The following is a 25,873-nucleotide window of genomic DNA, read 5'->3' on the forward strand; positions in this document are numbered from 1 at the left end:
ATAACAGTTGGTATAAGAGATTAAGAGGCTGTTCTTTTGAGAGAAGAAAAATGGTGAAGGCCGCGCCAATCTAGTCGAACCAAGCGTATTGAGTGTTTCTAAGACTTATACGACGATTTGGAAGAAGGAAGCAATCGACCTTGCCGAGCTGGCGCAAAAAAGGTGGGTCGAGAAATGGACCATCGAAAAGATCGCTGCCCATATGGGTTGGGGGCGCACTGCTGTGGTTCGGTATTTGGGGAGGCTTAAGGCAAACCCCGATCTTATTTTGGATGGCCGGGTGCGGTCGCATGTGAAGTCACGGAAGTATCGAGTGATGGGTTCTTGATGTTTGACTAAAAGGCGTTGATTTATAGTTAGATGAAGAAAGATCCCTGTCCTGCGAATTTGGTTATCGCGGGAACAGGGGAACTATTTTGATGCCGAGATGCTGTGTGATCTCGGCTGCAGAAGGATTAGAAACTAGTGATTTTAAGCAGACAAAAGACTCATTAAAAAATGTGTTTCGGTTTCACCATCAATTTCAAAGCCCAAGGATTCATATAAACATTTTGCCCGAGTATTAACCTTGAAGACCCCAAGCTTTATCGCAACACCCTTAGCACCATATTTTGCAATAAGATCCTTGATGATTGAGGATCCTAGTTTACGGCCTTGAAACTCTGGAAGGATCAAAATATTAACAATAAAAAGAGTGCCATTTTCCTCATTAAGTTGCAGATAGCCGACTGATTGATTAAAAGCTCGAAGAACTTGAATCTGTCCTGATTCAAAATCTTCCTTAAAAAAACCATCCTGCCTTGTCTCTTCCCAACCCCATATTTTTTCGACATGCGGTCTTAAAGTAATGTGATGTACATTCCTCAGAAATTCATAGTCAGTGAAGTTTGGATTAACGATTTCATATAAAGGCATAATTTATATTTATCCATAAGACGGAGGGTGGTCATCAAAGAAATGAATCCCGGCAGGGCATCATTATCGCGAAGCTTGTAATGTTGGACGCTGGAACGTGGGGACGGGATTTGGAATTTGGTATAAGAGTTAGTACTGTCCCCGCCGCGATGGTCATGAAGACGGGCTTTCTGGGGTGTGTCCTAGGGGTCGGTTGTTTGGGGTGGTTCCAGTCTCCCAAGATGGGGATGGAAATAAAGCCCGTTCAAATGAACGAGCTTTATTGAGCAGTTAACACCCAGAGACTAGTGTTTTAATTCAGTTTAATAAAAAAGTAACAATTGGCAATCACTTGCCCGGCCTTATAAGATCCTTGGTCTTTTGTTGCTTGCCCTTGAAGCATTATATAGTTTTGAAACTTGCGAATGCGAAGTAATAAACTCGAATCATTGGTTGCAGTCCAAGCTCCCATGCGTTTCGTTGCGATCATGTTATTTTGTTGGAGTTGCGTGTACCATCCACTATCTCTATGCAAGCCGGAAAGATCAAGGCCGTCAAATAACTCCGGGTTAACCAGTCCGCTCACTGACGTACTGTTTATAGTATGAAAGACTCCAACATTGAAGTGATTGGGCTGCTCAAAAATAGGTCCCTCAACATTGAGCGGAAAAGAAGTGGCTCCAAAAAGGCTCCCTACAGGAGTATCTGGTTTATCAGAAGTATAGCACCGACCTGAAAACCACCCTTGCACTTCTTTAGCCGATGGAATTGAGCCCTTTGCGAAGTTAGAGTTCAGAAGGTCAAATTTGCTTGCAGCTGAATTGGAAGCGGGGCGAATGGATAGTTTTTTAACGATAGTATCTTCCAGATATTCAGAGATTTGATTGGAGATTTCGTAATTTGAAACTTCAGCAGAATTCTTTTCAAAACCAGCAAGCCCCGCATATTCGTGATGAACCAAAACATATTGATCCGCTTCTGATGTATTCATAAATCTATTAATATTGCAGCTGATGACAGCAACGCCATCAGAAGTCACATAGTTCTTGCAAGTCTTCTCAGCCGCTCCTACAAATACTTTATCTTCTGTACAACTAATTTTCCCGTATTTCATTTGGGTCAACATGTCTGAATTGTATTTATCGAGAGAAAGTTCTTTGCGCAAAATAAGATTTTTTGAGCCGCCGCTCAGAACCCATGAGTTGATATCATCGCGAACAGTGTAAAAGCGATTCTCACATATATCACCACCGTTGCCAACAATACGTGGGCCTGCAAAGCTCTGACTACTGATCGCCAGTAACAGAATGAAAATAAGTTGTTTCACGTTAATCTCCCTTTTTATCCAGTCTGAAAAACTGAATTGATAATTGATAAATTGAATTTTTATTATTGCTATCCTGAGGGTAAAACTGTCTGGCAAAGTCTTGCTGAAATTTGCGCAGAACTTTTTGGGCTTCCTCCGCGCGATCAGCCTCAAAGGCCAAGGTCATATTCAAGAAATCACGCTGCTGCACGGGTTGCTCTTGCAGCGCTTTGCTTGCGACAGTCATAACTTGGCGGTGGTAATTTTTAATTGCTTCTGAAGGCACATCAAAAAGCGTCGAAGACTCTGCATGAGTGGCGATATATGCGCCGTCTTCAAGATGTAAATGTCCCTTATCAACAAGAAGCTTAAGCGCGCTACTTACTAGCCGCAGAGGCAATTGCAACTTCTTGGCAAACCACTCTTCGGTATGTTGGCACTCAGGAAGTTCCGTGAGTTCCAAAAGTGCAAGATAGTACCACTCCGAAAGGGGTTGGAAGTCATCATTACTCATGCGTTGTAACGAGCTCTTTCCTGCTTTGAACTTTTTAAGCTCTTCGCGAGCTGCGGCTCTATCTTTATCGCTGCGAGCATGCGCTGCCCGCACGCTGAGCTGAAACAATTTACTTTCAACGGAAGAAAGTCCCATGTCATAGCAAAGGCTCTGGGCCTTTTCGATCGACATGCCCTTCTTGCCATTTAATACCTCGGACAGCCATGAAGACGTGATCGAAAGATCGCGAGCAAAAGACCTCAAAGAATAGTGGGGATTCTTTTTGATCCTTCGTCCCAGCTCGGAATTCAGATAGTTGATGTGATAACTTTGCTTTGTTTCCATGCACGTGGATCTATCCCAGGGATTTTCTCAAAGCAAGAGGCATGGCGATCATTGTGCTCGCTGAACTAGGTAGGGCGAGCATACTCCAAATAGAGTAGAGATAAGCTGACTACGATCATTGAGATCATATACGGGCTTTAAAAGAGTCAGGGTTCCGGAATTTTGTAAGGTTGGGAGAGACCTTGGAAAGCTGGCAAGAACTAGCAGAATGCAACGCAACACCGGCGCCGCAAGTAACAAGAATTAGTTTCGAAAAATAAGAGGCTGTTCGCTCGGGGGGGAATAAAATGGTGATCGCGGCACGACTCGAACGTGCGACCTATTGCTTAGAAGGCAATTGCTCTATCCAGCTGAGCTACGCGACCACTGCGGAATAATATCGCTGAAGGGGCACAAACTAGCAAATCTATTCCTAAAATCCAAGACCGCGGCCGTACTTTTTAAATATTAATGCAATGTGTTGATTGAGCTCTGGAGGGGGAGGCGCTATGCTTTCAGTTCGTTCCAAAGGAGCAGCCATGAAGAAAGCCCGCAAAACACTCGCATTAATCGCTCATGACGGCAAAAAAGCCGAAATGATTGCCTTCATCAAAGACAACTTAGAGTTCTTCAAGGGCTTCGATCTGGTGGCAACGGCAACGACCGGGAAACATGTGCAGATGACCGGTCTGAAGGTGAAGCGCTATCTTTCTGGCCCGATCGGTGGCGACGCTCAGATCGCAGCTCTGGTGGCGACAGGGAAATGCCAAGCGGTGATCTTTATGCGCGATCCATTGGGGATGCATCCTCATGATCCTGATATCTCGTCCTTGCTAAGAATTTGTGATGTGCATGATGTGCCGCTCGCGACCAATCCATCCACGGCACAATTGATTGTGAAAGGCCTTGCGAAGAATCTTTTGCAGAAGCTTTAAGGGGAGTGTTCGAAAACTTTCACGGATCGTTCCTGCAAATGCGGCACGATCTTTTGAATCACGAGTTCCTGAAAATGCCGGGTCATGCGATGAGCCTCCACAGCTTCGGCATTCTTGTATTCTTCATAGATTAAAATATTTTGCGGATGATGAGGGTCTTGGTAATAGTCATAGGTCAAGCAGCCAGGTTCAGCGCGTGAGGCCTTTTGCAAATCATTAAGAAACGTGAGAGTCGATGTTAAGGATTCCGCCTGCACAGTCCATCTTGCGACAATGACCACCATAGAGACTCCCGTCTTAAGCGATATGACGTTTTTGAATTCCCGCGCATAAAGCAACGCCTGCAAGAATCACATACCAAAGCACCAACAGCCACAACAACAAGATCGGCAAAGCTGCAAAAGATCCATAGATCTTATTGTAGTTGAACACTTCAACGGTGAGGTAAGCAAAACCTTTGTGAACTGCATAAATACTGACTGAGGCGATGAGCGCACTGATCAGAGCTGCTTTGGTGTGAACTTTCAAGTCGGGGACCAGTTTGTAAATCAAAAACAAAGAGCCGACTAAAACCAAACTGTTGGAAACTCCAACCGGCAGAATTCTGCGCGCGAATTGAAATTGCTCTAAAGAAATAAAACCGACGTAGATGGCCAGGGCGACGGGGATCAAAAGAATCAAAACCCATTGATAGATCAAACGCTTGTAGAACGGGCGGGTGCGGGGGTGTGCCCACACACGATTGATGCCCACTTCCATGTCATGCATCAGCTTTAAGGAGGCAATGAAAAGAAAGATGGCTCCGGTGGTCCCTAGTTTTCCCGCATTGATGTTTTTGATAAAAATACGAATGAATTTTGTGACATCGCTGCCAGCTGCCTCACGCAAATAGATCAGCAGGAAACCTTCGACTTTTGGATAGAGGGCTTCAAGGCCACCAATGGACTGGAAAGTCGCAAGTACGACGGCTAAGAAGGGGACCATGCCCAAGATCGTAGAAAAAGACAAAGACGCCGCGACAAGTTGCAATTCACCATCGCGCATTTGTTGGGCGGTGTTTTTAAGCACCTGCCAGAGTTTGGATCCTAAATCTTTTCTAAAAAGGGCATTCATGCTTCGAAACTAGCATGAATGCTTCAAGGTTACAGCCAGAATCTCTTTTGAACGGCGAAATCATGACCGCTTCTTTCGATCAAAGCAGCGTCGCAGTAAGGATCATGCTCGAAGAAGAGGTACCAGTGCCCATCAGCTGCCTGGCCAAGATACTTCTGTTTTTCTTCCATCAAAACCACCGGCTGCAAGTCGTAACCCATCAGCCAAGGGATTTTCACGTGAGTCGAAGTTGGAACGACGTCACCACAGTAAAGCAAAGTCGTCGTACCATCGGAAACTTTGATCATCATCTGCTGATTCGTATGACCATCCGAGGTGAAGGCAGAAAGTCCTGGCAGGAAGTTCTCCTGATTGCCTTCCAGCAAATTCAAAACGCCGGCGTCCAGCAAAGGTTGGAAGTTCGCAGGATAATAGCTTGCCCGCTCCCGTAAATTAGGATGGCTGGCCGTTTCCAGATTTCCTTTTTGTGCCCAATACTTGGCATTTGGGAAAGTCGGCACCAACTTGCCGTCGCGCTCTGTGGTTCCACCGCCGGCATGGTCAAAGTGGAAGTGAGTCAACACCACATGATGGATATCTTCGGGGTTTAAGCCGTGCGCTTTTAAAGACTTCAGAAGGGATGGGCCGTTGTCGTCGATGTTGTACATCTCTTTAAATTTCGGCCCTAGTTTTTCGCCGTACTTGGCGACAAAGTCACCGCCGTTGCCGGTGTCGATGAGGATGTTGTTGCCTGGTGATTTAAGAAGCAAAGCGCGGGCTTCCATCTTGATGCGGTTTTTTTCGTCGGCGGGATTTGATTTTTCCCACAAAATTTTTGGGACCGTACCAAACATCGCACCGCCGTCCAGACCAAATATTCCCGTGGGAATCGGGCAGAGTTCGTAGGTGCCAATGTTGAGATGTTTGCTTTCATTATTGGATGTCATTGCGAGTCTCCTCCGAGGCAGCGTTCGTTTATTCCACTTTTTCTAGAGTCGTAGGCTCTGTTTTTTCTGGAGCCGCAGTCTCTTCTGTAACAGGGAAGGCATCTGGATTGATAGTTAGAACCCAGCTCTTATAGGCAGTATAAACCTGTTGAATCGGAGCCGGGGGATGTACCGGACCAACGTGCAATACGAGTTTGCCCGGTTTGGCAAAAAACTGCCCCTTCGGCCAAAGATCCAAATTGCCTTCAAGATATGTGAACAAAATCGGTGTTTGAGTTTTCTCTGAGAAAATAGAGATCCCGCGTTTGAACTCTTGAACTTTGCCCGTCTGCGAACGAGTGCCCTCAGGGAAAATGATCAACCACATGCGGGGCTGTTCTGTCAGAAGCTTCAAGATCAAGTTCACGGCCTCACCCTTGCGATCTTTACGATCGATCGGAATGGCGCCCAAGCAATGCTGAGAGAAGAATGTGAACAATGGATTTGAGAAGAAATAATCCTTGGCTGCCGCGATATAAACGCTCAACCAATAGCGACGTGGAATCGCTGCTGCAATTGAAGTCGCATCCAAATGGCTCGCGTGATTGCTGATAATGATCAACTTCGGTTGTGTCTTGTAAAGCTCCTTGAAGGGAGTCCCTTTGACTTGCAGGCGGATATAATATTTGAAAGCGATGTTTTTAAGAAAGATCGACCATAAAAAACGCATGCATACGCTGAACAAATCGATATGACGAGTGAACAGCGGCAAATGTTTCAGATAAGTCGGCAGTTTGGTCCACTGCTCGTTTTCGTAATCCCAATCTCTCATAGAATCGCCGTCATCAAGTAATAATAAATTGGAGCGACAAAGATCAAGCGGTCAATGCGATGTAAGAAGTCGCCACGGCCGATGATGAAAGGTCCCACAGTTTTCATACCGGCATCTCGGCGCACGACAGTCATCACGAGATCGCCAACGAAGCCACCAAGACTTGCGACAAGTCCCGCAGACAACCAGTATTTCTCGGAAGCATCTGGCAACAAGAAGCGCATACAGCCCGCAAGGAACAACGTCAGAGCAATTGAAAAGGCGGTACTGCCCACGGAACGACGGGGATTGATGCCTGGGAATAATTTCCAGCCACCGATATAACGTCCCACGGCCAAGTTGGTGTTGTCACAGAACTCTGTCAAAATGATCAAGTACATCACTTGGAACACGCCGTTTGGGAATTTCAAGATCAAACCCAAGTGCATGAAGGACCAGCCCAAAAAGATAAAGGCCAGCAAGGTCAAAGACATATACTGGATCATGCGCTTATAGGAGTTTCTAACCAGCGGCACCAGACAGCTAAAGCCCAAGACGATCATTGGCATCGCATTGTAAATATCCAAACGATTGAAGTAACAAGCGGCGGTGAGACCGATGATGCCCAAATAACAAATCATCACGAAGTTGCTACGATGGAACATCCCCATGATTTGGAAGAAGACTTTTGCGCCGAAGATCGCGATACAAGCCAGCATCACCAACGGCCAAGGCTCTGGAAGGCCCATGATCACAAACATCAAAGGTGCGGCAAATAGCCAGCTTTTTATGCTCGCCCAGGATTGCACGAAGTAATAGTTCTTGTTTCTAAAGAAGAATGTGATCGCACCTGAAACGAAGATGATGGAAAGAACAATAAAAACTGTTTGACGGTAAATATGACTGTCCCAAGCGGTGGGCATTTGCAAAGAGATCGGGAAGTTAAAATTCATGGAGTTTCCTCTTGGATCTTGTACTGAGCCAGTTTTTTATAAAGATTGGATCGTGAGATTTGCAGAAGGCTGGCTGTTGCTTCTGCATCTTTGGTTTGTTGATAGGCGGTGCGAATCACATGTGCCTCGAACTCATCGACCAAGAGATTCAATCCTTTATTGAAATCAATAACAGTATACGAAGGAGCCGTGTTGGAGCCTGCCGCTGGTTTGAGCCACGCTGTTACATCCTCCTCGCGAATAAACGGAAGGGGAGAAGTCAGGCTGAGCTGTTCACACACGCGTTTGAGTTCGCGCACGTTGCCGGGCCAATTGTATTTCTTGAGGGCGGCAAGACCGTCTTCGGTAAAGCTTTTGTTGCGACGAGGGCGTTCTGCCGCCAAGAAATGTTGACCAAGCTCCGCAATGTCTTCAAGGCGCTCACGCAAAGGTGGCAGCTCAATACGCTGTGAAGTCAGACGATACAATAGGTCTTCGCGGAACTCTCCGGCCGCGACCATTTTATCAAGAGGCTTGTTGCTGGCTACGATCACGCGAGTTTTGACGAAGATGCTCTCTTTCGCTCCGACTCGACGAACCTCGCCGGTTTCCAGGAAGCGCAGAAGCTTTGCTTGTTGAACCAATGGCAAAGCTTCGATCTCATCCAAGAAAAGATCTCCGCCGTTTGCAGCTTCAGTCAGACCGACTTTATTTTGATCAGCTCCGGTGAAAGCCCCTTTGACGTGGCCGAACATTTCTGACTCGAACAAGTTGTCGGGGATGCTCGCGACATTGACAGCGATAAAAGGACGTTCGCCTTCCTGCTCATGCAGCAAACGGGCGGCGACTTCTTTGCCGCAACCTGTTTCCCCTTCAATCAAGACAGAATTGCTTTCTCCGCGCAGTTCGGCGATGCGTTTTTTAATTTTATGCGAAGCCGCTGAAGAGCCGACCCAGCGAATGCTATGGCGGTCCGCGTGGGGATCGACGTTGCGCAAATCCCAAAGGGCTTCCATTTTTTCCAAAATCAAAAGAACTTCTTCGGGCATCAATGGCTTTGCCAGGAACTTTTGTGCCCCGGCCTTTAGGCAAGTTTCCATCAAGGTTCTGTTCAGGTCCCCGGACATTGCCACGACATCCAACTGCGGATTGTGTTTCAAAAGTTTGGCGATGACCTCAGGGCCCGCCGCTTTGGTGGTGCCAGGCTCAAGATGCATGTCTACAAAGGCCGCATGATAGAAGCGCTCATACTGAATGGCCTCTAAAGTGTGCGCAGAAAAAAGCTTCCAGTGGGAAGGTACGCTCATCTTCAGGGCCTGATGAATCAAAGGATCATCATCGACGATAAGTAGAGAGAAAGCTCGAGTGTTGCTCATAGGCATCAGAATGGCTCGACCAGAGGCCTTTGACTACTCTTAGTGCGCATCGTCAGTAGTGACGTGGGCAGAAAATTAAGAGTAAACTTGTCAGAATGGAGGCCCAATGAGCGCACCTAGAATTCTTCTCGTAGAAAATATCCATGAAGTCGCAAAAGAAAAGCTGTTAGATGAGGGCTTTAAAGTTGACTTGATCGCTCATGCTCCTTCTGAAGAAGAACTTTTAAAGCTATTGCCTAATTACGATGTCTTGGGAATTCGCTCCAAAACTGAGATCACAAAAAAAGTTCTAGAGAATAACAAACATCTTTTGACCATTGGCTGTTTTTGCATCGGCACAAACCAAGTGGATTTGAAAGTGGCGCGCGAAGAAGGTGTGCCGGTCTTCAATGCTCCTCACTCTAACACGCGTTCTGTGGCAGAGCTTGTTATCGCGGAAATGATTGCCTTGTCCCGTCAGTTGGGCGATCGCAATACCAAAGCTCATGTCGGGGAGTGGGTGAAGTCGGCAGCAGGCTCCAAGGAAGTCCGCGGAAAAACCTTGGGTATCGTCGGTTATGGCCATATCGGCAGCCAAGTAAGTATTTTGGCCGAGTCCATGGGATTGAAAGTAGTGTTCTTTGACGTGTTAAAAAAATTGCCACTTGGAAATGCGGTGGCGATGTCGACCCTGGAAGAACTTTTGAAAGTTTCTGATTTTGTAACTCTGCATGTTCCAGAAACTCCGGAAACCAAAGATATGATGGGGGCGAAGCAGTTCGCTCAAATGAAGAAAGACAGTTATTTGATCAATGCCAGTCGGGGCACAGTGGTGGTCATTGAGGACTTGGTGGCGGCTCTTAAGTCGAAACATATCGCAGGCTGTGCCATCGACGTTTTCCCAGAGGAACCAGCTTCGAATAAGGAAAAGTTTCAATCTCCGCTCCAAGGTGTCTCAAACGTCATCTTAACGCCGCATATCGGGGGAAGCACGGAAGAGGCACAATACGCGATTGGTATGGAAGTGGCTGAAAGCTTCCGTCGCTATTTAAAAATTGGTTCTTCATCAGGCGCAGTAAACTTCCCCAATGTTGACCTTCCGGTCAAACATGGAACATCCCGTTTGCTGAATGTGCATAAAAATCAACCTGGTGTTCTGGGAGAGATCAATAGCATTATTTCACGTGCCGGAGCCAATATCGAAGGTCAATTCTTGTCGACAGATGAGCGTATCGGTTACCTCGTGATGGACGTCCATTCCTCTCATGCGCAGAGCCTGGCAGAGGAGATTGAGAAGCTTCCGCGTTCTATTCGCACAAGAGTTGTCTACTAAGTTGACATTTATTAACAATCGAAAATTGAAGGTAGATTATTTTCAGGGTCATTGTGACCCTGTTCCTTCTATGTTAAATCCTCTTTGATTAAAAATCCGGAGGACTCATGAAATCACTTATCGCCGCTTTAGTTCTAGTTGCCAGCCCTGCATTCGCTGCTTATTCAAGCAGCCCTAATGAACCAGAACTTCAATATCTTTCCTGGTGTGAAAACAACACTGTGATGGGTGCAGATGCACAAGGCAATGTCCATGTTCGTTACACTTGCAACGAACAACAAACTTGCCAAACTATGTCCCGCTACCAAATTGGTCGTGTGATCGTTATCGGTACTTGCGTAGACAACAGCAAATAGTTTTTAACGAAGTTTAATTATTGATAGACCCACAGTTTGAAACTGTGGGTTTTTTTATGCCTAATCCCAAAGTTATGTCCTTTAGCAAGCCATCTTGAGCTATCTTAAATGGCCTGAGAGTTGACACTTCTAAAATCAAATCTTGTTGTACCCGCCAAAAAAATAAACAGTTGAATGGAGCATCTTGAATTCAAGTTGCTTTGACTTGTGAGGCGAGGGAGCAATGAGCGTAAGAAGAATCCAATTTTTTCTGCTGCTTTTATTCTTTGTCTCAGCCTCGTCTGAAGCAGCTCCCTTTAGACTGCGAGATGTCGATCCGGCAAAGTTTGTGAATTCAATATTGGCATTGATGTCTTATTCTGCCATTCCGGATTTGGCCTCGAGTTCTCTTGCAATCAATAATGCCCAAAGTGGAAATCCCGCAATCTCAATGACTCAATTCGGTGGTGGTTTTACGGTCAGCAAAGAGTCTCGAATATATCTTGAGGGGGCGGCTGCATATAGTCGCTATGATCCCGTATTTGTCGCCACCGATGGAACGGATGCTCGAAATGTTCCTGTCAAGTGGACCTCAGGAACTTTGCAGGGGGGAGTCGGCTATGATTTTCCGATTGCCAAAGATTGGGTGATTCGTCCTATCTTCAATTTTTCAGTGGGGGCCATCTTCAGTGATCTCAAGGCGGCGGGCACTTTCATATCCACAGCCACAGGCGAAGAATTGGATTTTTTTGATGGGGGTTCCTTGACCGTGGGGGGGCTTGGTGGGTCCATGATGCTGGCCTATGAGTTTTCTGAACCCGGAAATAACGATATTGATTTCCAACTTCGCTATTCCTATATCCATTTGCAAAGTGCCGGCGGCAGTAAATCTGTCAGTGGGTATTCCGATTCCAGCACTGTAAATCTTTACTATCGCTGGCGGGCCCCCATTGATGAATGGAAAGTTCTTAACAAACCGTTTCGATATGTTCTTGAAGGCTCAATATCTCATTACTTAGGGGACCAGGCCGGGGTGCTGGGTTTTGACTATCTTTCCTCAGCGGGACTGGGAGTCGAGCTTGATTCCAGCGCTTATAAAGTTTGGATTACGCGCACGAGATTGGTCGGGCGCTACATGTTTGGAGAAAATGTTCGCGGTTACTCTGTCGGGCTTGCTTGCTCGTTCTAAGGTCAAGCCCGTTTGGCTAAATTACTTTACCAGGATTCATGATGTTGTCGGGATCGAAAACTTTTTTGATTCCCTTCATGATTTCAATTTCAGCTTCCGAGCGAGTGTAGTTCAAGAAAGATTTTTTCGTCAGACCCACACCGTGTTCCGCCGAGATTGAACCTTTGTATTTCTTTACAGTCTCAAAAACCATCACATCGACTTTGCGGCATTCTTTGACGAACTCTTCTTTCGACATACCGTCAGGGCGAAGAATGTTGATGTGCAGATTGCCATCACCGATATGTCCGAACCAAACCACTTCCCAGGTTGGATAAGCTTGCGACAAAACTTTATCAAGGTCGTCCATGAATGGTGGAACCTTCGAGATTGTCACCGCGATGTCGTTCTTGTACGGGGAGTACTTTGCCAAAGATTCAGAAATGTCTTCGCGGTATCTCCAGAATGTTGTCGCTTGCACGTCGGACTGACTGATCACGCCGTCCAAGACCCAACCTTCTTCCAAGCATTTTTCAAACACACCCAAAGCATGTTCTTCATCCTGATCGTTGCGAGTTTCAACTTCCGCCAGAACATAGAAAGGAGCTTGTGTTTCCAGAGGAGCCGGCAATCCCGTGTTCTCTAAAACTCTTTTCAAAGCTTTATCAGAGAACATTTCAAAAGCGACCAAGGATGTTTTAGTTTTAAACTCCGCAAAGATTTTCATGACAGCATCAAGACCGCTGACGGCCATAACGAGGACCTTCATCGGAGGAGGGTTCGGTGCGAGCTTTATCGTGGCTTCGGTGATGAAGCCCAGGGTTCCTTCTGCACCAATAAATAAATGGCGAAGATCATAACCTGTGGCGTTTTTCACAAGAGCATTGTTGAGCTCCAGAACATCACCTGCGCCAGTGACAACTGTCAAAGCCGCCACCCAGTCACGAGTCAGGCCATAGCGAACAACCTTGATCCCACCGGCATTGGTGGAAATGTTTCCGCCCATCTGCGATGAGCCCACGGCTGCAAAGTCGACGGGATAGAAGAGTTGTTTGGAATGTGCGAATTCTTGCAGAGCCTCTGTCACCACGCCGGGTTCGATGATCACAGTTTGATCGACAGGGCTGAAGTCTTTGATCTTGTTCATTTGGTCAAAGGAAACCACGACTTCGCCTTGAGTGGCTACGGCAGCGCCGGAAAGGCCCGTGCGGCCTCCTGATGGAATCAATGCGATTTTATTTTTTCGTGCCCATTTAACCAGGTCGACAACGTTTTCAGTGGTGTGAGGAAAGACGATGGCAGAGGCTTTGATATCGAAATAAGTCGTCCAGTCTTTGCCCCAGTATTTCAGGCTCTCTTCGTCGGTTTTGATTTGTTCTTTTTTAAGAAAACTCTCAAGTTCGAGAAGGGCTGGAGACATAAAACATCCTTATTCTGTTTTCCAAGGTCCTCAAATTATACGGAGCCTTAGAGTTCTTCGTCCCGATGGGGCCGATAGTAATCTTTCAGAGTTCTGATTCTAAAGAAAGCATAGACAGGACACAAGCCCCAAGCTGCGGTAATAATACCGTAAATACCAATGTACGCCCAAAAAGGTCCCCCTGCGACGGCGTAGGCGGTAAGACCTACCCCGAATATAAAGCGCAGAATGCGGTCCCAGAGGGCGACATTGCATCTCATGAGTTAGTACCTACTTCGACGAAGTCGAAGTGTGGGCAGTCAACATCTCTTGAAGTTCGCCGGATTGGTACATTTCCATCATGATGTCGCTGCCACCAACAAGTTGTTTGTTGATGTAAAGCTGTGGAATTGTCGGCCAGTTGCCGTACTCTTTGATGCCGTTGCGGATTTCTTCATCTTCAAGAACGTTGATGTCATGGAACTGAACGCCCATGTCTTGAAGAATCGCACAAGCACGTGCAGAGAAACCACACATTGGGAACTGTTGAGTTCCTTTCATGAAAAGAACGATTTTGTTTTGGCTCAAAATGCCGTCGATTTTTTGATGGATAGGTGAAGACATAAGTTTTTTCCTTACAGGTCTGCACTCCGACTTCGTCGGAGTAATTTATTTAATTTTAGTCTTAATTGAGAGAGCGTGAACTTCCCCGGTCTTTAATTCTGGACCAAAGCAGCCCATCACGTGTTGGTGCTGTTGAATGCGAGTCAATCCCGCAAACTTGGCGCTTTCCACGTAGACTTCCCAATGGTCTTGAGTCCCGGTTAAATCGAAAACTTCGATTTTGGAATCTGGATAATTTTGCTCTAGTCGTTCTTTCATTTGCTCTGGTGTCATAGGACGGAAAGTAACAGAGTGAGAGGGGGAAGTCCAGTCTGCGACTACTCCGGCGAAGCCGGAGTGTAAGCCAGTTGATTAATGCAGCTTGTCAGCGTAGGATGACCTCATGTTTGGGCCATCACAGCGTGTACTTAAGATTTTCGCTCTCGTTTTTGTCGTTATCTTCTTCTATTTTCTCGCCAGAGTAGAGTTTTTAGCTTGGAACTGGAATATGTTCCGCACCAAGCCTTTTGCCGACCTTTTGTGGTCGCTGTTTGTGGGGCTTCGTTTTGATATCTCGGCCGCGCTTTCAGTGGCCGCTCCGGTCCTTTTATTGTCCTTTTTTCCTTGGCCAAAGAACTGGGAAAAGCTTTGGCAGAACACCACTTGGGTGATCTTCTGCATCACTCAGATACCTTTTCTGATTCTGAACTTGGTAGACACGGAGTTTATTAATTTCGTGGGTCGCCGGTTTACCTACGACACTTTGTTCATTATGGGAGAAGCCCAAGGCAAGATGATGGGCTTCGTCGGCACTTATTGGCCGCTGTTTTTAGTTAACACCCTGATCGTCATTTTGTTCGCTTGGGTCGCTTGGAAAGTCCTAAAAAGACCAATCAAGGTAGTTTGGCACTCAGATCTTTCTCAATCTCTGAAGCATTGGGCTTTCCATGTGTTTGTTTGTTTCGTTGCCTTGGTTGTCTCAGTCGTTGGGATTCGTGGCGGTTTACAAGGAAAGCCGATCAGCTTTGTGAATGCGAATGTGTTCACAGCTCCGGTGCTTAATAATCTTGTTTTGAATTCGACCTTCACCTTCGTAAAAAGCTACGGAGCTGAGGAGATCAAACACGAAAAGTATTTCTCTGATAAAGAGGAAATGTTGAAGCATTTGAATGGCTCTTACAGTGGTTCTTTACTTGAGGGGAAGCGTCCGAAGAGTCCCCAAAATATTGTGATCATCATCTTGGAAAGTTTCGGCAGTGAGTATGTCGGCCCCCATAACGGGAAGAGCTATACACCGTTTATGGACTCTTTGATGGCAAAATCCCTGGTGTTTAATAATGCCTATGCTGATGGTCGTCGTTCGATTGAAGGCGTAGCGGCGGTCATGGCGGGAATCCCTGCTTTGATGAGTGAACCCTTCATTTCTTCGCACTTTACAGCGAACTACTTCCTGGGGCTGGGAACTTTGCTGGCTCCCAAAAAATACTCTTCTGCATTTTTTCACGGCGGCCACAACGGCACCATGTACTTTGATTCCTTCATGCAGAGTGCCGGGGTGGACAAGTACTACGGTTCGCAAGAATACGGCAACAATGCGGATGATGATGGCATTTGGGGCATCTGGGATGAGCCCTTCTTACAGTATATGCTGAAGGAAATGGACAAAATGCCTCGTCCGTTTATGAGCTCTGTCTTCACCTTGAGTTCGCATCATCCGTTCAAGGTCCCAGCCCAGTATGAAGGACAATTCCCAGAGGGGCCGATTGAAATTTTGAAGACCGTTTCCTACACCGATATGGCTTTGCAGAAGTTTTTTGCAGAGGCGGAAAAGAAACCTTGGTTCAAAGACACTTTGTTTGTCGTGACTGCAGACCACACTTCAAAACATTTCCGTCCGGAGTATGAGAACGAAATCGGGGACTATCGCATCCCGCTTTTCCTCTATCATCCTTCTTTTAAATTTCCGGCAGTCGACAAAGACATGGTCGTGCAACAAATCGATATATTGCCGACCTTGCTTGATTTCCTGCACCTGCGTAACAAAGAAGAGAACTTCCTTGGAAGCTCGATGTTTGTTCCCGGCGACAAAGACGCCGTGGCCTTCATCGATGGCCGCTATTTACTTTTCGCCAAAGACTATCGCATCCGCTGGTCCCCAGGTCATGGTGAGCCGGAAATGTTCGCCATGAGTGATCTCACCGGTGAACACCCGTTAACGGAGCCCACAGCCCGCAAAGCAGAACTCACCCAAAGACTCAAAGCCACCATTCAATATTTTAATGAAGGCATGTGGGATAATAAACTCTATTACCCCGCAAAACGCCGGTAGGTACGCCGATCCCACCGACGGTAGGTACGCCGTACCTTTTTGAGGCTCGCGGCGTTATGGAAGGTCTTCGCAGAATGGGATTTGCAGGTCGTGGCCGTCGTAAGTGAAGGGAACTTTTTCGGTCATTGCTAACTTGGACGGCGAGAAGATCAGGGCCGGATTGATTTTTTTTGAGATGAGTTTGGCCTGAGGGCGACCGCTGTCATCCAGGTTCAACTCCAAGGCCCATTCGAGAAGTTCCAGTTTATAGGTCACAATTTCTGATTTCAGTTTGCCAGCTTTATTGCGAAGCTTGGCTTTTTTGAAATTCACGCATTCGGGTTTATAAGAGATCTCAGTGACTTTGGCTTGCAGTCCATCAAAGGCATGATCTTTCTGATCGACACTCCAGCGCAGTACAAATCTACTTTGTTCATGTAAAGTCTGCAGTTGTGTTGCGACGTCTTTGTTAAAGGCTTTCATCAAAGGATCAATGGATTTACTGATCAGTTCTGCAGACGCCTCTTTGACTTCCTCGGGGGTGATCGTGTGACGGCAATCTGGTGATATGTCTGCCGCCATGGCAAGTCCCGCTATATTCAGGCAGGCAAAATTAGATCCATAACCAACTTGCGAAAAGGGCGCCTTTTTGAGGTTCACGTCCGTCGCTGAACCCATGGAATTCAAGAGGCCTTTGACTTCAAGATCTGCAGAAAAGAGCGGGGATCCTGAGTTGCCTTTCACCACCGAGCAGGGCACGAGGCTGATCACGGGACTTTTATTGTTAAGAAATAGCGGATTGGCCAAAGACTTCTGAATCGTTGTGCAAGTGGACTTCCGCAAAAGTCCGGAGCCATCACTTTGAGGATCAATCTTAAAGAGAGTGATTTGTTCCCCGTCGCTAAAGCCGCTGGTACTGATGGGGACCTTCATGCGTGAGGTTTTCTTTTCAAGTCGTAAGAAAGCATAATCAGGAGTGAGGGGCGAGTCTTTAAGTGGCGGAGAAAGCCATTTCACCTTCGCACATTCAATGTCTTCTGCAGCGAGAGACTTGGTCGCAGGAAATGAAATCATAATGCGTCCCTTGCAAGAGACTTCTTCTTTGCGAAGATCTTCAGGGATGCAGTGCAGGTTGGTCGCGATAAGGTCTTCTTGAACCAGAACACCAGTACAAACGCTCTTGCCATCAGACGCGACACCAACGATGGATTCAGGGCAACTCTCAAGGCTTTCGCATTGCACTTTATACGCGGGGAGGGCCCGCGCATCAAAGTGTATCGCAATGAGAAAAAGAAAAGCCGAGAGTTTTTTCATTGCTAAACTCATCGGCCTAAAAATGTTCTGACTTTATCCGGCTTTTCGGAAGTAGAGCTCTCTCTGAAGATCGGTGAGGGCATTGATGATCTTATCTTCGCAGGGAGCCGCCAAGTGATTGAATTCAACACCCAAAGTGAGGTGACTGATACCACGTCCACGGATATTTTTTATCACACCTTGAATAACGATTGGTTCGCGGTCACCGAGGAAGATCTCTGCACGGACCAGGTCCTCGAGCTGCAAATGCGCTTGCTCTTGAGAAATCTCTACCGCGCAGCCCTCAGTGCTGAGGTCCAACATGCGGCATTGATGAGAACAAATATTGTGATTCAAATAGTTGATTGTAAAAGTCGCAGAATAATTGGGAGGCATATTGTAGCGGAAGTTCTTGCGACGTTGCAGATGATATAGATGTGTCACCGGCAAGACGATATAGTTCTCATTCACCACGGGTTTGGTTTCAAACAGGTACTTTTCTTCACCAATCTGGAAGCTTGCCGCAAAGATCGAGTTGTCTTGCGGGGTCATCGCCGTTTCTTCCGGAGGATGGCATTTCAAATGAAACTGAGAATTCAGGCTGAGCACCTTCATCGTCAGACATCTTTCGAATTTATCCTTAAGAGTCACAGTCGTCTGAGCAGAAAGGAGCTTTTGCAAAAGCATTTGCTTCTCGTGCTCAGATCCAATGGCCTTAAAGATCACTAATGGTTCGCTCATTTAAGCCGCCGCTACGATCTTATGACCGCATTCGCTACAGAATTTAACTCCAGCTTGAAGTTCGGCACTGCACGCAGGACAAGATGGGCCGCTGGATCGTTTCTTTGGTTTTTCTTCTTTTTCGTCCATATCGACGAAGCCTTTTTCATTCCATTTTTCAATTTCGCGAAGCATTTTCCAGCTTTGCAAAATAGAGCGGAATTCTTTGATTTCAAACTGTAAAAGAACACCGGTGCCGCTGTTCTTTCTTTTCATGAACACACCCTTGCCTTCAAGACGGGCGAAGTGGTCATTGTTCAAGTTAATGCCAAGTTCATTTTTGCAGTGTTCACCAAATTTGGCGAAGTCGACACTGACGATACCGAAGCGATCCGCCTCTTGGCCATCAGCCAATTTTAGCAAAGCATCCAACATTGTCTGACATAGTTCATCCACCTTAAGAAGCTCCATGCGGCCGCCCTTAAAGTAGTAGTATTGATAGAATTCAAAAAAGCTTTCCAACAAGCCCAGATCCAGGAAATGAACTCTTTGAATCTCATCGGGTCCCTCTGGATTGTCCGGAGCTTTGCCCATTTCATAGAAAGCCAATTTCAATTTCACAAGAATATTGATCACTTGTTCAACGCGCTTAGGCCCCTCGGCAAAGATTCTTTGCGAGTATTGTTTCATCATTCCCCATTCGACAACGACACGACCCGGAGTGGATCTGTCGCCCTTATGGTTGGCGGTATGGAAGACGGCGCCGAAGGCTTTGGCGACCTGATCTTCCGGACATGGTGAAGAGTCTTTTTCAAGTTTGGAAGAGCGAACATCATTCATGGCCAGACGCAGACGATCTGCCAACGACTTGATGATGACTTTCAACATTTGCGGAGCGCCTTCGTAGTGAGACTTCAAAGCCTCCACGGGGATCTCGAGCACTTTCGTTTCTGTTGTCGCAATGGCGGCGGTCGGGTGGGTGCTTGCGCCCAGGATGACCTGGTCACCAAGAATGTGCGAAGAGCCCAATTGGAAAAGGTCGATATTCTTTTTTCCGCGAATCAAGCATTGGCTGGCGCCACCTGACTGAATCAGGTAAACAGCCGTAATTTTGTCGCCATCCTTGTAGATCACTTCGCCTTTTTTAAAGGTTTTTACAGACATCTCGCACCCCTGCCTTCAAAATTCCAAATTTATTCTCGGATCCTATCGGTAAAAAGGGCCCTCAAGTGAAGGCTTTGGCTCTGGTACTAAGGTCCAGAAATCTGCCTAGAATTTTGTCTCCAGATGGGCTATAACGGTTGCAGATGGATTATTTTTTTGCCGCGGCCTCAGCCGAACATCAAAAGAAAGAAAAGGCCAAAGCTCGCGAGCTGCGCCTGAGCCAGTGGTGGAAGCAGGAACTTGGAAAAGGGCTTTGCTATCACTGCGGGAATCGTTTTAAGCCTGCCGAGCTGACCATGGACCATCTGATTCCTATCGCCCGGGGCGGGAAGTCCAACAAAAACAACTGCGTCCCTTCGTGCAAGGACTGCAATTCTAAAAAGGGTTATAAAACTCGCGCGGAAATGGCGATGGAAGAGTTGAAAGCCTCTTCTGAAAAGTCTGAGCCTGTCGCCGAAGGTGTCGGCGACTCGAATAATTCCACTGAAAATGCTGGCGAGTCAGAAGAAAACTAGAACCCTAGTTCTTACTTTAAATCCTTCACGCAGCGGAAACCCACATTGTTCATATTTAAATTCCAAGAAGCAGGTGCCTGCACTTCATTGACTGTGATGTCGCCAATGTTTGCAGCAAAAATTCCGGTTGTGCCTTTCTTGTGAATGCAAAGGGCTCCACCACGAATGACCTTCCCAGTGCTGCCACCAAAAAGATTGCCGAGATAAACATCTTTCTTCAGAACTTCAGTCATGCCTGTAAAATCAAAGAGCTGTTTTGAACCGGGCTTAATATCCCAATTGTTGTTGTGATAATCACGCCCATAGTTACTGGAAAGATCGGGTGTGTAAGACGATCCATAGATCGTATCGCTGACCCATTCCCAGGCATTTCCACCGAAGTCCCAAATCACTTTGCCACTGGCAAGAGTGAAAGTGCGGCGTTCATTATCCTTGGCTTTTCCAGTGCTGTCATAAGGGTCGTTGACATTGGTAACGGCCACGGGCTCTGACCAGCCAGAGTAGTATCCGGTGTATAGAGTGCCTGATAGTTTTTTGCCTTCTGTCCAATTGCTGTCTTGATTATAAATTTCAAGGGCCGTGGCGTTCCACTCGGTATTTGTTGGAAGACGATATCCCGCACCCAAAGCCGCGCAAGAATCTTTTGCAGTGGCTTTGTTCGCAATCCAAGGTTTGCCGCTTGGAGCAGACGTGGCTTTACCATCGTTTCCTTTTTTCATTTCAAATTTTGCAATACAGAAGCTCGCAGTTCCCAAAGATTTGTTAGCGGCAACAATCTCGTAGTTTTCAGGACAAGTCGTGACAGGTGGAACAGGAGTGGGTACCGGTGCCGGAGTAGGTGACGGACTTGGCGCAGGAGTTGGGCTTGGCGATGGAGACGGCGTCGGCGTCGGTGAAGGCTCTGGTGATGGAGACGGCGTCGGTGAAGGCACAGGCGCAGGAGGAGGCTGCGGCGCTGGAGTCGGACTCGGAGTTGGCGTCGGAGTAGGCGCAGGCGCAGGCTGAGGAGCTGGCGTTGGTGACGGAACAGGGGATGGCTCTGGTGACGGTGCTGGAGTCGGAGAAGGTTGTGGCGCAGGCGCAGGAGTTGGGCTTGGCGTTGGTGACGGAACAGGAGACGGCTCTGGTGCCGGTGCTGGAGTCGGAGAAGGTTGTGGCACAGGCGCAGGTGTCGGAGAAGGTGTAGGAGAAGGATTCGGCGCCGGATTTGGAACCGGAGTAGGCTCTGGAGAAGGCGATGGACTTGGAGCCGGAGATGGATCCGGTGAAGGAGTTGGTTCCGGTTTAGGGTTCGGCGAAGGTGCTGGTGTCGGGGCAGGTTGCTCCGCGCTAGTGTTGTCATTTACAGGAGTATTATCTTCTTTTGCGCCCGAGCAAGAGCTGAGTATCAACAAGGCAGAAGAACAAAGTATGACAAGACGCAAATTAATCATGCGAGTAATTCCTACGTTAGTAATTTACTCGTTTTATTTTGACAGTATTTTTATTCAATTGAGATTTTTATTCGCATAGACGCCATAATCGGACCCAAGCCCTGTCGCTCAACTCGACCTTAGCCTAAAGGTGACTGGTTTCCACCGCCATGATCGCAGCAAATTCAGACCCACGGTACAAAGGAATAAGCCACAAAATTTGTGTCTTTATAACTAAGCGTTCTAATGTTTCCTTCTCGCGAATGATATGCTCAGGCATCTGCACACGTTGAATGGTTTTTTCTGAAGTGCCCAGGAATTCAGAAACAATTTTCTGAATGGTGGATTCATCCTCTGCGGATCGCTCATAAAGATTCCACCACTTGCGGCAATAGATATCCTCCAGGGTATAACTGGAAACTTCAAAGTATTTGAAGCTGCGAAAGATCTGCGTGTGATTCAGATTATAAATCTCAACCAGGTGATGATTTTCAATTACGTCCAAATGGTCAGGGTTCGCCTGAAGTCCCAGTTGCAGCAATGCTTGCTCGGTCAACTCACGGGTGCTCTGCAAAGACTGTCCTCGAAGCTTCATGGTCTCGCAAAGCTTGCGATACGAGTTCATGTCGTTCAAAACTACTTTTTGGGTTTCTTTCGGGAGAGTCGCAAAGAACGAGAGGCGGGGATTTGAAAAAGGTCGAATGAGAACGCCCTCATCAAGAAACAAGTTGCAGATTTGCTGGGCAAGAGTTTTAAACTGCTCATTCATGTCCATACCCTAATGCGATTGAATACAAAATGATAGAGTCGTGGAGAAATTTTCTGGGTACAGAGCGTTGGCTATTTCTTTCCGCAGAATGAAGCTTCAGGATCTTTTTTGCAAAGATATTCCTTCATGGCAGCGTTCTCTTCTTTCACGGAGGCCAATTCACGTTCCACTTTTAATTGATGAGCAAAGAAAACAGTTTTCAATTCGCGAAGAGCTTCAATCACTGGCGCGATCAAATTTGCATAGGCGACGGATTTAATACCCTGGCTGTTTGTTTTCACCGCTTCAGGAAAGACCTTTTCAACATCCTGGGCGATCAAACCCAGTTGGCGACTGCGATCAGAGCTGACGTCAGGCTTCCAATCATAATTTAGCCCATGCAATTGCAGAACTTTATCCAATGGATTTTGGATGCTCTGAAGATTTTCTTTCAAGCGGATATCAGAACTTTGTGTGAGAGTTCCACTTAAAGTTGCATTGCCGTCGGCTTTCACTACAAAGCGTGTTGTGCTGCCAGAGCGAGCCGCGAATAAACTTGTGGCTGCATCCGTTGCGGCAGAATAAATCAGCATTCCGTTGCTTAAGGAAGCAGTGCCAGCATTTGTAAGTTGGAAAGCATAGCCAGGAGCATTGGTGCCCCAGTTGAGCGCAGTGCCTGAAATACCGGTGCCTCCGGGAACTGCGATAGTTCCTCCGTCGCCAACATTGAGGGGGGAATTTGCAACAACACCATTTGCATTGATAAACAAGGGACGAAAGCAGGCAGCATTAGGACAAAGCTCCATAGTAAAGCCATTGGGAGATATCGAATCATTTGAAGCCAGCTGATACATGCTCCAAGTATAGTTGTTGGTTTTATTCATTAAAGAAACTGAATGGCTCACATCGGTAGTTACCTGGGCGCCAATACTTCCCAGGGCCTCAATCGGGAAGGTCGGATTTTGCACGCCAACACCAAGTCTGCCACCGGCATCAATACGCATTTTTTCATTTCCGCCGACACCAAATACCAGAGGTCGAGTGACTCCGCCTCCAGTGACCTGCATGATCCGGCCATAGCTGCCAGGAAGATAATCGATCAGAACTCCCTCATTGTTGGTGTACCAACCATTTGAGGCTGCACTGGCTTTCATGCCACCCGCGATCGACAAATTTGCATCAGGGCTGGCAGTGCCAATTCCCACGGCCCCCGTTGAGGTGATGCGCATTTTTTCATTCAGCGTATTATCTTGAGTTGTCGAGAAGGTCAGTGCTGCATCCACATCTGTCGTTAAGTTTGTTTGATCCACTTCATAGACTGAAGAGATTTGACCTGTTCTATTCATGGTGCCATTCGTAGACGATTCCAGAATATAAGTCATCGCTCCGCCATATCCCGTGACCGGAGAGGTGCTGTCGGTGCGAACCCGGACAACTTCCAAAGCGGGTTCGATTCCAGCAGTATTGCTTCTGTTTTCTGCGGTAATGCCGCCAACTCCGGTGGCGGCACTGGAACTCGATAACCCCTTTTGAGAGTGAAAGAGCCCTGTCGAATACGTGGGGCTATTGATATCCAGACCGCTGCCGACGCTCGCGTTCGATGTAATAGCCAGTCTTTGTGCCATTGGTTGGAAAGTGAAGGCGGAATAGTCATACCAAGTGGAGGCGCCATTGCTCCAATAGCCACCTTTGAGTTCTGGATAACCAGCGGAATTGACTCCGAAAGTGGAACGATAGACGGTGCTTGCCCCCGTGGCTCCCGTTTGGAAAGCAATTAGAGAATCGCCATTGGCATTAGTCGGGCGACTGGTGAGAGTTAGAATCGGACCAGTAAAAGCAGCAGAGTTGCGAGTGAACGAGGAGTTGAGGGCGCCCTCACCAATTTGAACCATATTGTTTGAATTGGTAAAATAAGGAGCGGCATTGTTAACATTCCAAATTCCGACAGTTGCCGCATCCAACTTTGCGGCGGTGATAGTGCCGTCTGAAATTTGCGATCCACTGATGGCGATATTAGTACAAATGAATCCCCCAGCAGGGGACACGAAGGTCCAAACCTGTGCAGCGGTACAGCTAGGCATTTGCGAATAAAGAACTTTTCCGTCTAAGGCACCTTGCAAACCGGTGATCTCACTAATTGCAATCGCAGCATTGATCCAGTTGGTGCCATTGAATTTTAAATAGTCTTTGTCAGCAGGAGAGCTTAACAACAACGGACTGCCACTGATTTTTGCGACTGAAGGATTGGGGTAGGTACCACTAAGATCCCCACCGGCAGCGCCACTGGGGCTCGCTCCAGATATTAAAGTTGCAGGATCCACAGCTTGCCATTCATTGGCCCCAGCATTCCACTTTAGGACTTTGCCATCGGCCAGGCCGGCCATATTAAGCGCCTTGCCTTTAATTTTATCTACGCTTGTCGCTGATTGTGTGCCACTGACATCGCCAGATAAAGAGCCACTGAAGCCTGCGGCATTGCCAGCGATATTGCCGCTAATTTTTGCCCCAGGAATAGTGCCTGATATCTGGGAAGATGTAATCGAAATATCATAGCAATCAAATGCATTCGCGGGAGTCACGAACACCAACGACTGTCCCGCCGTACAACTTGTCGGGAACATCGTCGCATTGATTTTGTTATTCAGCTGAGTGGTTAAACTGGTGATGTCAGAAATGGCGAGAGTAGTAGGAACATAGTTTGACCCATCAAATTTCAAGACTTGATTGCTAGTGGGAGCAGTCGCATCCACCGGAGTATTTTGAATTCGCAAGGCATTGCCAAAGCGAGCATCATTCCCTGCGGCAACTGTTCCCGCACCGGAACCCACAGAAATTCCAATCGTCGGAATTGTGGCCGTTCCACCCTTGGTCAAAGGAGCTGTGACATTCACATCACTAAGCATGCCCGCGCCACCAGCATCATTTTGACAGGCAAAAGAAGTTCCATCGAAGGTCAGATATTGCCCCGGTGAACAAGTACTCACGGCACTCTTTAAAACAAAATCTGTAGGGAGACGTCCCGCCAGAGTGGATGCGTTGAAAGCATTAAAGGCATAAGGCACTGAGCGGATTTCAGAATTTGGAGTGATCGCTTTCCAGCCAGAACCATCATGGAACTGCACCCTCAAGATTCGAATATCATCAAACTGTGGAGTAAAAATACTGCCACCGTCGCAAGTCAGATTTTGCGAGTTGCTAAAAGCCTGGGATAAAGTGAATGCCGTCGCTGGGTATTGTCTGGAGCCGCTGCCAATTGGAACGTCAAAAACACCGCCGCTCCCAACCATGTTGATGCCATTGACCTGTTCGCGATAGATCACACAAAGTCCGTTGGGGGATGTGACTTCAAAAAGAAAACTGACGCTGGCGTTCTCTAACCCGCTGCCATCTGTTTTAACGATGCGACCCTGATAGGTGAGGGTATTTAAACTGTTTGCAGCGGCAAATCCAAAATTGGATAGACCAAGGGAAATTCCAAGTAAGAAAAGAACACCAAGTACGTTCAAACGCATACAAGACGTATCGGAATGTGGTTGCCGAAGGTGCAGGGTGGGAACCTTAAGGCGAAGGAAACTCAAAAAAAGAGGGCTATAAACATCAAATTGAAGGGTGAATTTATAGGAAATCACGAACCTTGCCTCGAATTAAGACCCAAAAAAGCGTAAAAAATGGGGCTTAAAGGGGGTAAAAAAGGCGGGTTTTTAGTTGTTCCAGAGCCTTTTTTGGCGCGGCTTTGAGAGGAGAAAAGGTCTTTTAAAGACAGCTTTTGGTGCAAACCAAAAAAACTCATATTCAATTTTACGCCAA

General features: G+C 47.1%; 26 protein-coding genes and 1 tRNA gene. 7 read left to right on the forward strand and 20 right to left on the reverse strand.

Features of this window, described 5'->3' with window-relative positions; translation table 11 throughout:
* Window positions 1-88: 88 nt before the first annotated feature.
* Entirely contained in the window at window positions 89-328 is a 240-nt protein-coding gene (locus NWE73_RS16920; RefSeq protein ID WP_277579544.1) for a hypothetical protein, read from the forward strand.
* A gap of 143 nt (window positions 329-471) precedes the next feature.
* Here the strand turns inward: NWE73_RS16920 and NWE73_RS16925 are convergent, their stop codons facing one another.
* The 4 genes from NWE73_RS16925 to NWE73_RS16940 all read right to left on the reverse strand — a co-directional run bounded on the left by NWE73_RS16925 (window position 472) and on the right by NWE73_RS16940 (window position 3,403).
* Window positions 472-915: a GNAT family N-acetyltransferase gene (locus tag NWE73_RS16925; protein ID WP_277579545.1), complete on the reverse strand. Its 444-nt coding sequence runs from the start codon at window positions 913-915 to the stop codon at window positions 472-474.
* A gap of 292 nt (window positions 916-1,207) precedes the next feature.
* Complete coding sequence (locus NWE73_RS16930; RefSeq protein WP_277579546.1) at window positions 1,208-2,221, reverse strand: hypothetical protein; 1,014 nt, start codon at window positions 2,219-2,221, stop codon at window positions 1,208-1,210.
* A gap of 1 nt (window position 2,222) precedes the next feature.
* Window positions 2,223-3,038 (reverse strand): DUF4423 domain-containing protein, encoded by an 816-nt coding sequence (locus NWE73_RS16935; RefSeq protein ID WP_277579547.1) that lies wholly within the window; start codon window positions 3,036-3,038, stop codon window positions 2,223-2,225.
* 288 nt (window positions 3,039-3,326) lie between these two features.
* A tRNA-Arg gene (locus NWE73_RS16940) sits at window positions 3,327-3,403 on the reverse strand.
* 123 nt (window positions 3,404-3,526) lie between these two features.
* On the opposite strand from NWE73_RS16940, the gene NWE73_RS16945 reads away from it, so the two are divergent.
* A complete protein-coding gene (locus NWE73_RS16945; protein WP_277579548.1) occupies window positions 3,527-3,952 on the forward strand; it encodes a methylglyoxal synthase in 426 nt (141 codons plus the stop codon).
* Here NWE73_RS16945 and NWE73_RS16950 read toward each other — a convergent pair.
* From NWE73_RS16950 to NWE73_RS16975, 6 genes are read right to left on the reverse strand one after another with little or no spacing between them, the layout of a single operon-like run.
* Window positions 3,949-4,236, reverse strand: a complete 288-nt coding sequence (locus NWE73_RS16950) for a putative quinol monooxygenase (protein ID WP_277579549.1) — start codon at window positions 4,234-4,236, stop codon at window positions 3,949-3,951. The genes NWE73_RS16945 and NWE73_RS16950 overlap by 4 nt on opposite strands.
* Before the next feature lie 13 nt (window positions 4,237-4,249).
* On the reverse strand, window positions 4,250-5,065 hold the full coding sequence (locus NWE73_RS16955) for a YihY/virulence factor BrkB family protein (protein ID WP_277579550.1): 816 nt from the start codon (window positions 5,063-5,065) through the stop codon (window positions 4,250-4,252).
* 29 nt (window positions 5,066-5,094) lie between these two features.
* On the reverse strand, window positions 5,095-5,991 hold the full coding sequence (locus NWE73_RS16960) for an MBL fold metallo-hydrolase (protein ID WP_277579551.1): 897 nt from the start codon (window positions 5,989-5,991) through the stop codon (window positions 5,095-5,097).
* A 28-nt stretch (window positions 5,992-6,019) separates the two neighbouring features.
* Window positions 6,020-6,802, reverse strand: coding sequence for a lysophospholipid acyltransferase family protein (locus NWE73_RS16965; protein WP_277579552.1), 783 nt, complete (start codon window positions 6,800-6,802; stop codon window positions 6,020-6,022).
* Window positions 6,799-7,734, reverse strand: coding sequence for a phosphatidate cytidylyltransferase (locus NWE73_RS16970; protein ID WP_277579553.1), 936 nt, complete (start codon window positions 7,732-7,734; stop codon window positions 6,799-6,801). Before NWE73_RS16970 ends, NWE73_RS16965 begins: the two co-directional genes overlap by 4 nt.
* Window positions 7,731-9,089: a sigma-54-dependent transcriptional regulator gene (locus NWE73_RS16975; RefSeq protein WP_277579554.1), complete on the reverse strand. Its 1,359-nt coding sequence runs from the start codon at window positions 9,087-9,089 to the stop codon at window positions 7,731-7,733. The genes NWE73_RS16970 and NWE73_RS16975 overlap by 4 nt, the downstream gene beginning before the upstream one ends.
* A 106-nt stretch (window positions 9,090-9,195) precedes the next feature.
* Between NWE73_RS16975 and serA the strand changes: the two genes are divergently transcribed.
* The 3 genes from serA to NWE73_RS16990 all read left to right on the forward strand — a co-directional run bounded on the left by serA (window position 9,196) and on the right by NWE73_RS16990 (window position 11,925).
* On the forward strand, window positions 9,196-10,401 hold the full coding sequence (gene serA, locus NWE73_RS16980) for a phosphoglycerate dehydrogenase (protein ID WP_277579555.1): 1,206 nt from the start codon (window positions 9,196-9,198) through the stop codon (window positions 10,399-10,401).
* 107 nt (window positions 10,402-10,508) lie between these two features.
* Window positions 10,509-10,757 (forward strand): hypothetical protein, encoded by a 249-nt coding sequence (locus tag NWE73_RS16985; protein ID WP_277579556.1) that lies wholly within the window; start codon window positions 10,509-10,511, stop codon window positions 10,755-10,757.
* Window positions 10,758-10,980: 223 nt separating this feature from the next.
* On the forward strand, window positions 10,981-11,925 hold the full coding sequence (locus NWE73_RS16990) for a hypothetical protein (RefSeq protein WP_277579557.1): 945 nt from the start codon (window positions 10,981-10,983) through the stop codon (window positions 11,923-11,925).
* A 16-nt stretch (window positions 11,926-11,941) separates the two neighbouring features.
* On the opposite strand, the gene NWE73_RS16995 is transcribed toward NWE73_RS16990, so the two are convergent.
* Genes NWE73_RS16995 through NWE73_RS17010 form a run of 4 tightly spaced genes read right to left on the reverse strand, consistent with a single transcriptional unit; the run spans window position 11,942 to window position 14,185 of the window.
* The gene (locus tag NWE73_RS16995) at window positions 11,942-13,324 is read right to left on the reverse strand and encodes an FAD-binding oxidoreductase (protein WP_277579558.1); all 1,383 of its coding nucleotides are present in this window, start codon (window positions 13,322-13,324) and stop codon (window positions 11,942-11,944) included.
* A 47-nt stretch (window positions 13,325-13,371) separates the two neighbouring features.
* Window positions 13,372-13,584 carry a YgaP family membrane protein gene (locus NWE73_RS17000; protein WP_277579559.1) on the reverse strand — a complete coding sequence of 71 codons (213 nt, stop codon included), beginning with the start codon at window positions 13,582-13,584 and terminating at the stop codon, window positions 13,372-13,374.
* Window positions 13,585-13,594: 10 nt separating this feature from the next.
* A complete protein-coding gene (gene grxD / locus NWE73_RS17005) occupies window positions 13,595-13,927 on the reverse strand; it encodes a Grx4 family monothiol glutaredoxin (protein WP_277579560.1) in 333 nt (110 codons plus the stop codon).
* 45 nt (window positions 13,928-13,972) lie between these two features.
* Complete coding sequence (locus NWE73_RS17010; RefSeq protein WP_277579561.1) at window positions 13,973-14,185, reverse strand: BolA/IbaG family iron-sulfur metabolism protein; 213 nt, start codon at window positions 14,183-14,185, stop codon at window positions 13,973-13,975.
* 124 nt (window positions 14,186-14,309) lie between these two features.
* Here NWE73_RS17010 and NWE73_RS17015 point away from each other — a divergent pair, with 124 nt between their 5' ends.
* Window positions 14,310-16,235, forward strand: a complete 1,926-nt coding sequence (locus NWE73_RS17015; protein WP_277579562.1) for an LTA synthase family protein — start codon at window positions 14,310-14,312, stop codon at window positions 16,233-16,235.
* Window positions 16,236-16,289: 54 nt separating this feature from the next.
* Here NWE73_RS17015 and NWE73_RS17020 read toward each other — a convergent pair whose 3' ends face one another.
* The 3 genes from NWE73_RS17020 to NWE73_RS17030 are packed head-to-tail and all read right to left on the reverse strand — an operon-like array spanning window position 16,290 to window position 19,391.
* On the reverse strand, window positions 16,290-17,528 hold the full coding sequence (locus tag NWE73_RS17020; RefSeq protein ID WP_277579563.1) for a trypsin-like peptidase domain-containing protein: 1,239 nt from the start codon (window positions 17,526-17,528) through the stop codon (window positions 16,290-16,292).
* Window positions 17,529-17,561: 33 nt separating this feature from the next.
* On the reverse strand, window positions 17,562-18,248 hold the full coding sequence (locus tag NWE73_RS17025) for a flagellar brake protein (RefSeq protein ID WP_277579564.1): 687 nt from the start codon (window positions 18,246-18,248) through the stop codon (window positions 17,562-17,564).
* Window positions 18,249-19,391 carry a cyclic nucleotide-binding domain-containing protein gene (locus NWE73_RS17030; RefSeq protein WP_277579565.1) on the reverse strand — a complete coding sequence of 381 codons (1,143 nt, stop codon included), beginning with the start codon at window positions 19,389-19,391 and terminating at the stop codon, window positions 18,249-18,251.
* Between the two features lie 143 nt (window positions 19,392-19,534).
* Between NWE73_RS17030 and NWE73_RS17035 the strand changes: the two genes are divergently transcribed.
* On the forward strand, window positions 19,535-19,906 hold the full coding sequence (locus NWE73_RS17035; RefSeq protein ID WP_277579566.1) for an HNH endonuclease: 372 nt from the start codon (window positions 19,535-19,537) through the stop codon (window positions 19,904-19,906).
* Between the two features lie 11 nt (window positions 19,907-19,917).
* On the opposite strand, the gene NWE73_RS17040 is transcribed toward NWE73_RS17035, so the two are convergent.
* From NWE73_RS17040 to NWE73_RS17050, 3 genes are all read right to left on the reverse strand, one after another.
* Complete coding sequence (locus NWE73_RS17040) at window positions 19,918-21,339, reverse strand: SUMF1/EgtB/PvdO family nonheme iron enzyme (protein WP_277579567.1); 1,422 nt, start codon at window positions 21,337-21,339, stop codon at window positions 19,918-19,920.
* Window positions 21,340-21,463: 124 nt separating this feature from the next.
* On the reverse strand, window positions 21,464-22,087 hold the full coding sequence (locus tag NWE73_RS17045; RefSeq protein ID WP_277579568.1) for a hypothetical protein: 624 nt from the start codon (window positions 22,085-22,087) through the stop codon (window positions 21,464-21,466).
* Between the two features lie 71 nt (window positions 22,088-22,158).
* A complete protein-coding gene (locus NWE73_RS17050) occupies window positions 22,159-25,578 on the reverse strand; it encodes a tail fiber domain-containing protein (protein WP_277579569.1) in 3,420 nt (1,139 codons plus the stop codon).
* Window positions 25,579-25,873 lie beyond the last annotated feature (295 nt).

It is taken from the genome of Bdellovibrio svalbardensis (assembly GCF_029531655.1).
Classification (GTDB): Bacteria; Bdellovibrionota; Bdellovibrionia; order Bdellovibrionales; family Bdellovibrionaceae; genus Bdellovibrio; species Bdellovibrio svalbardensis.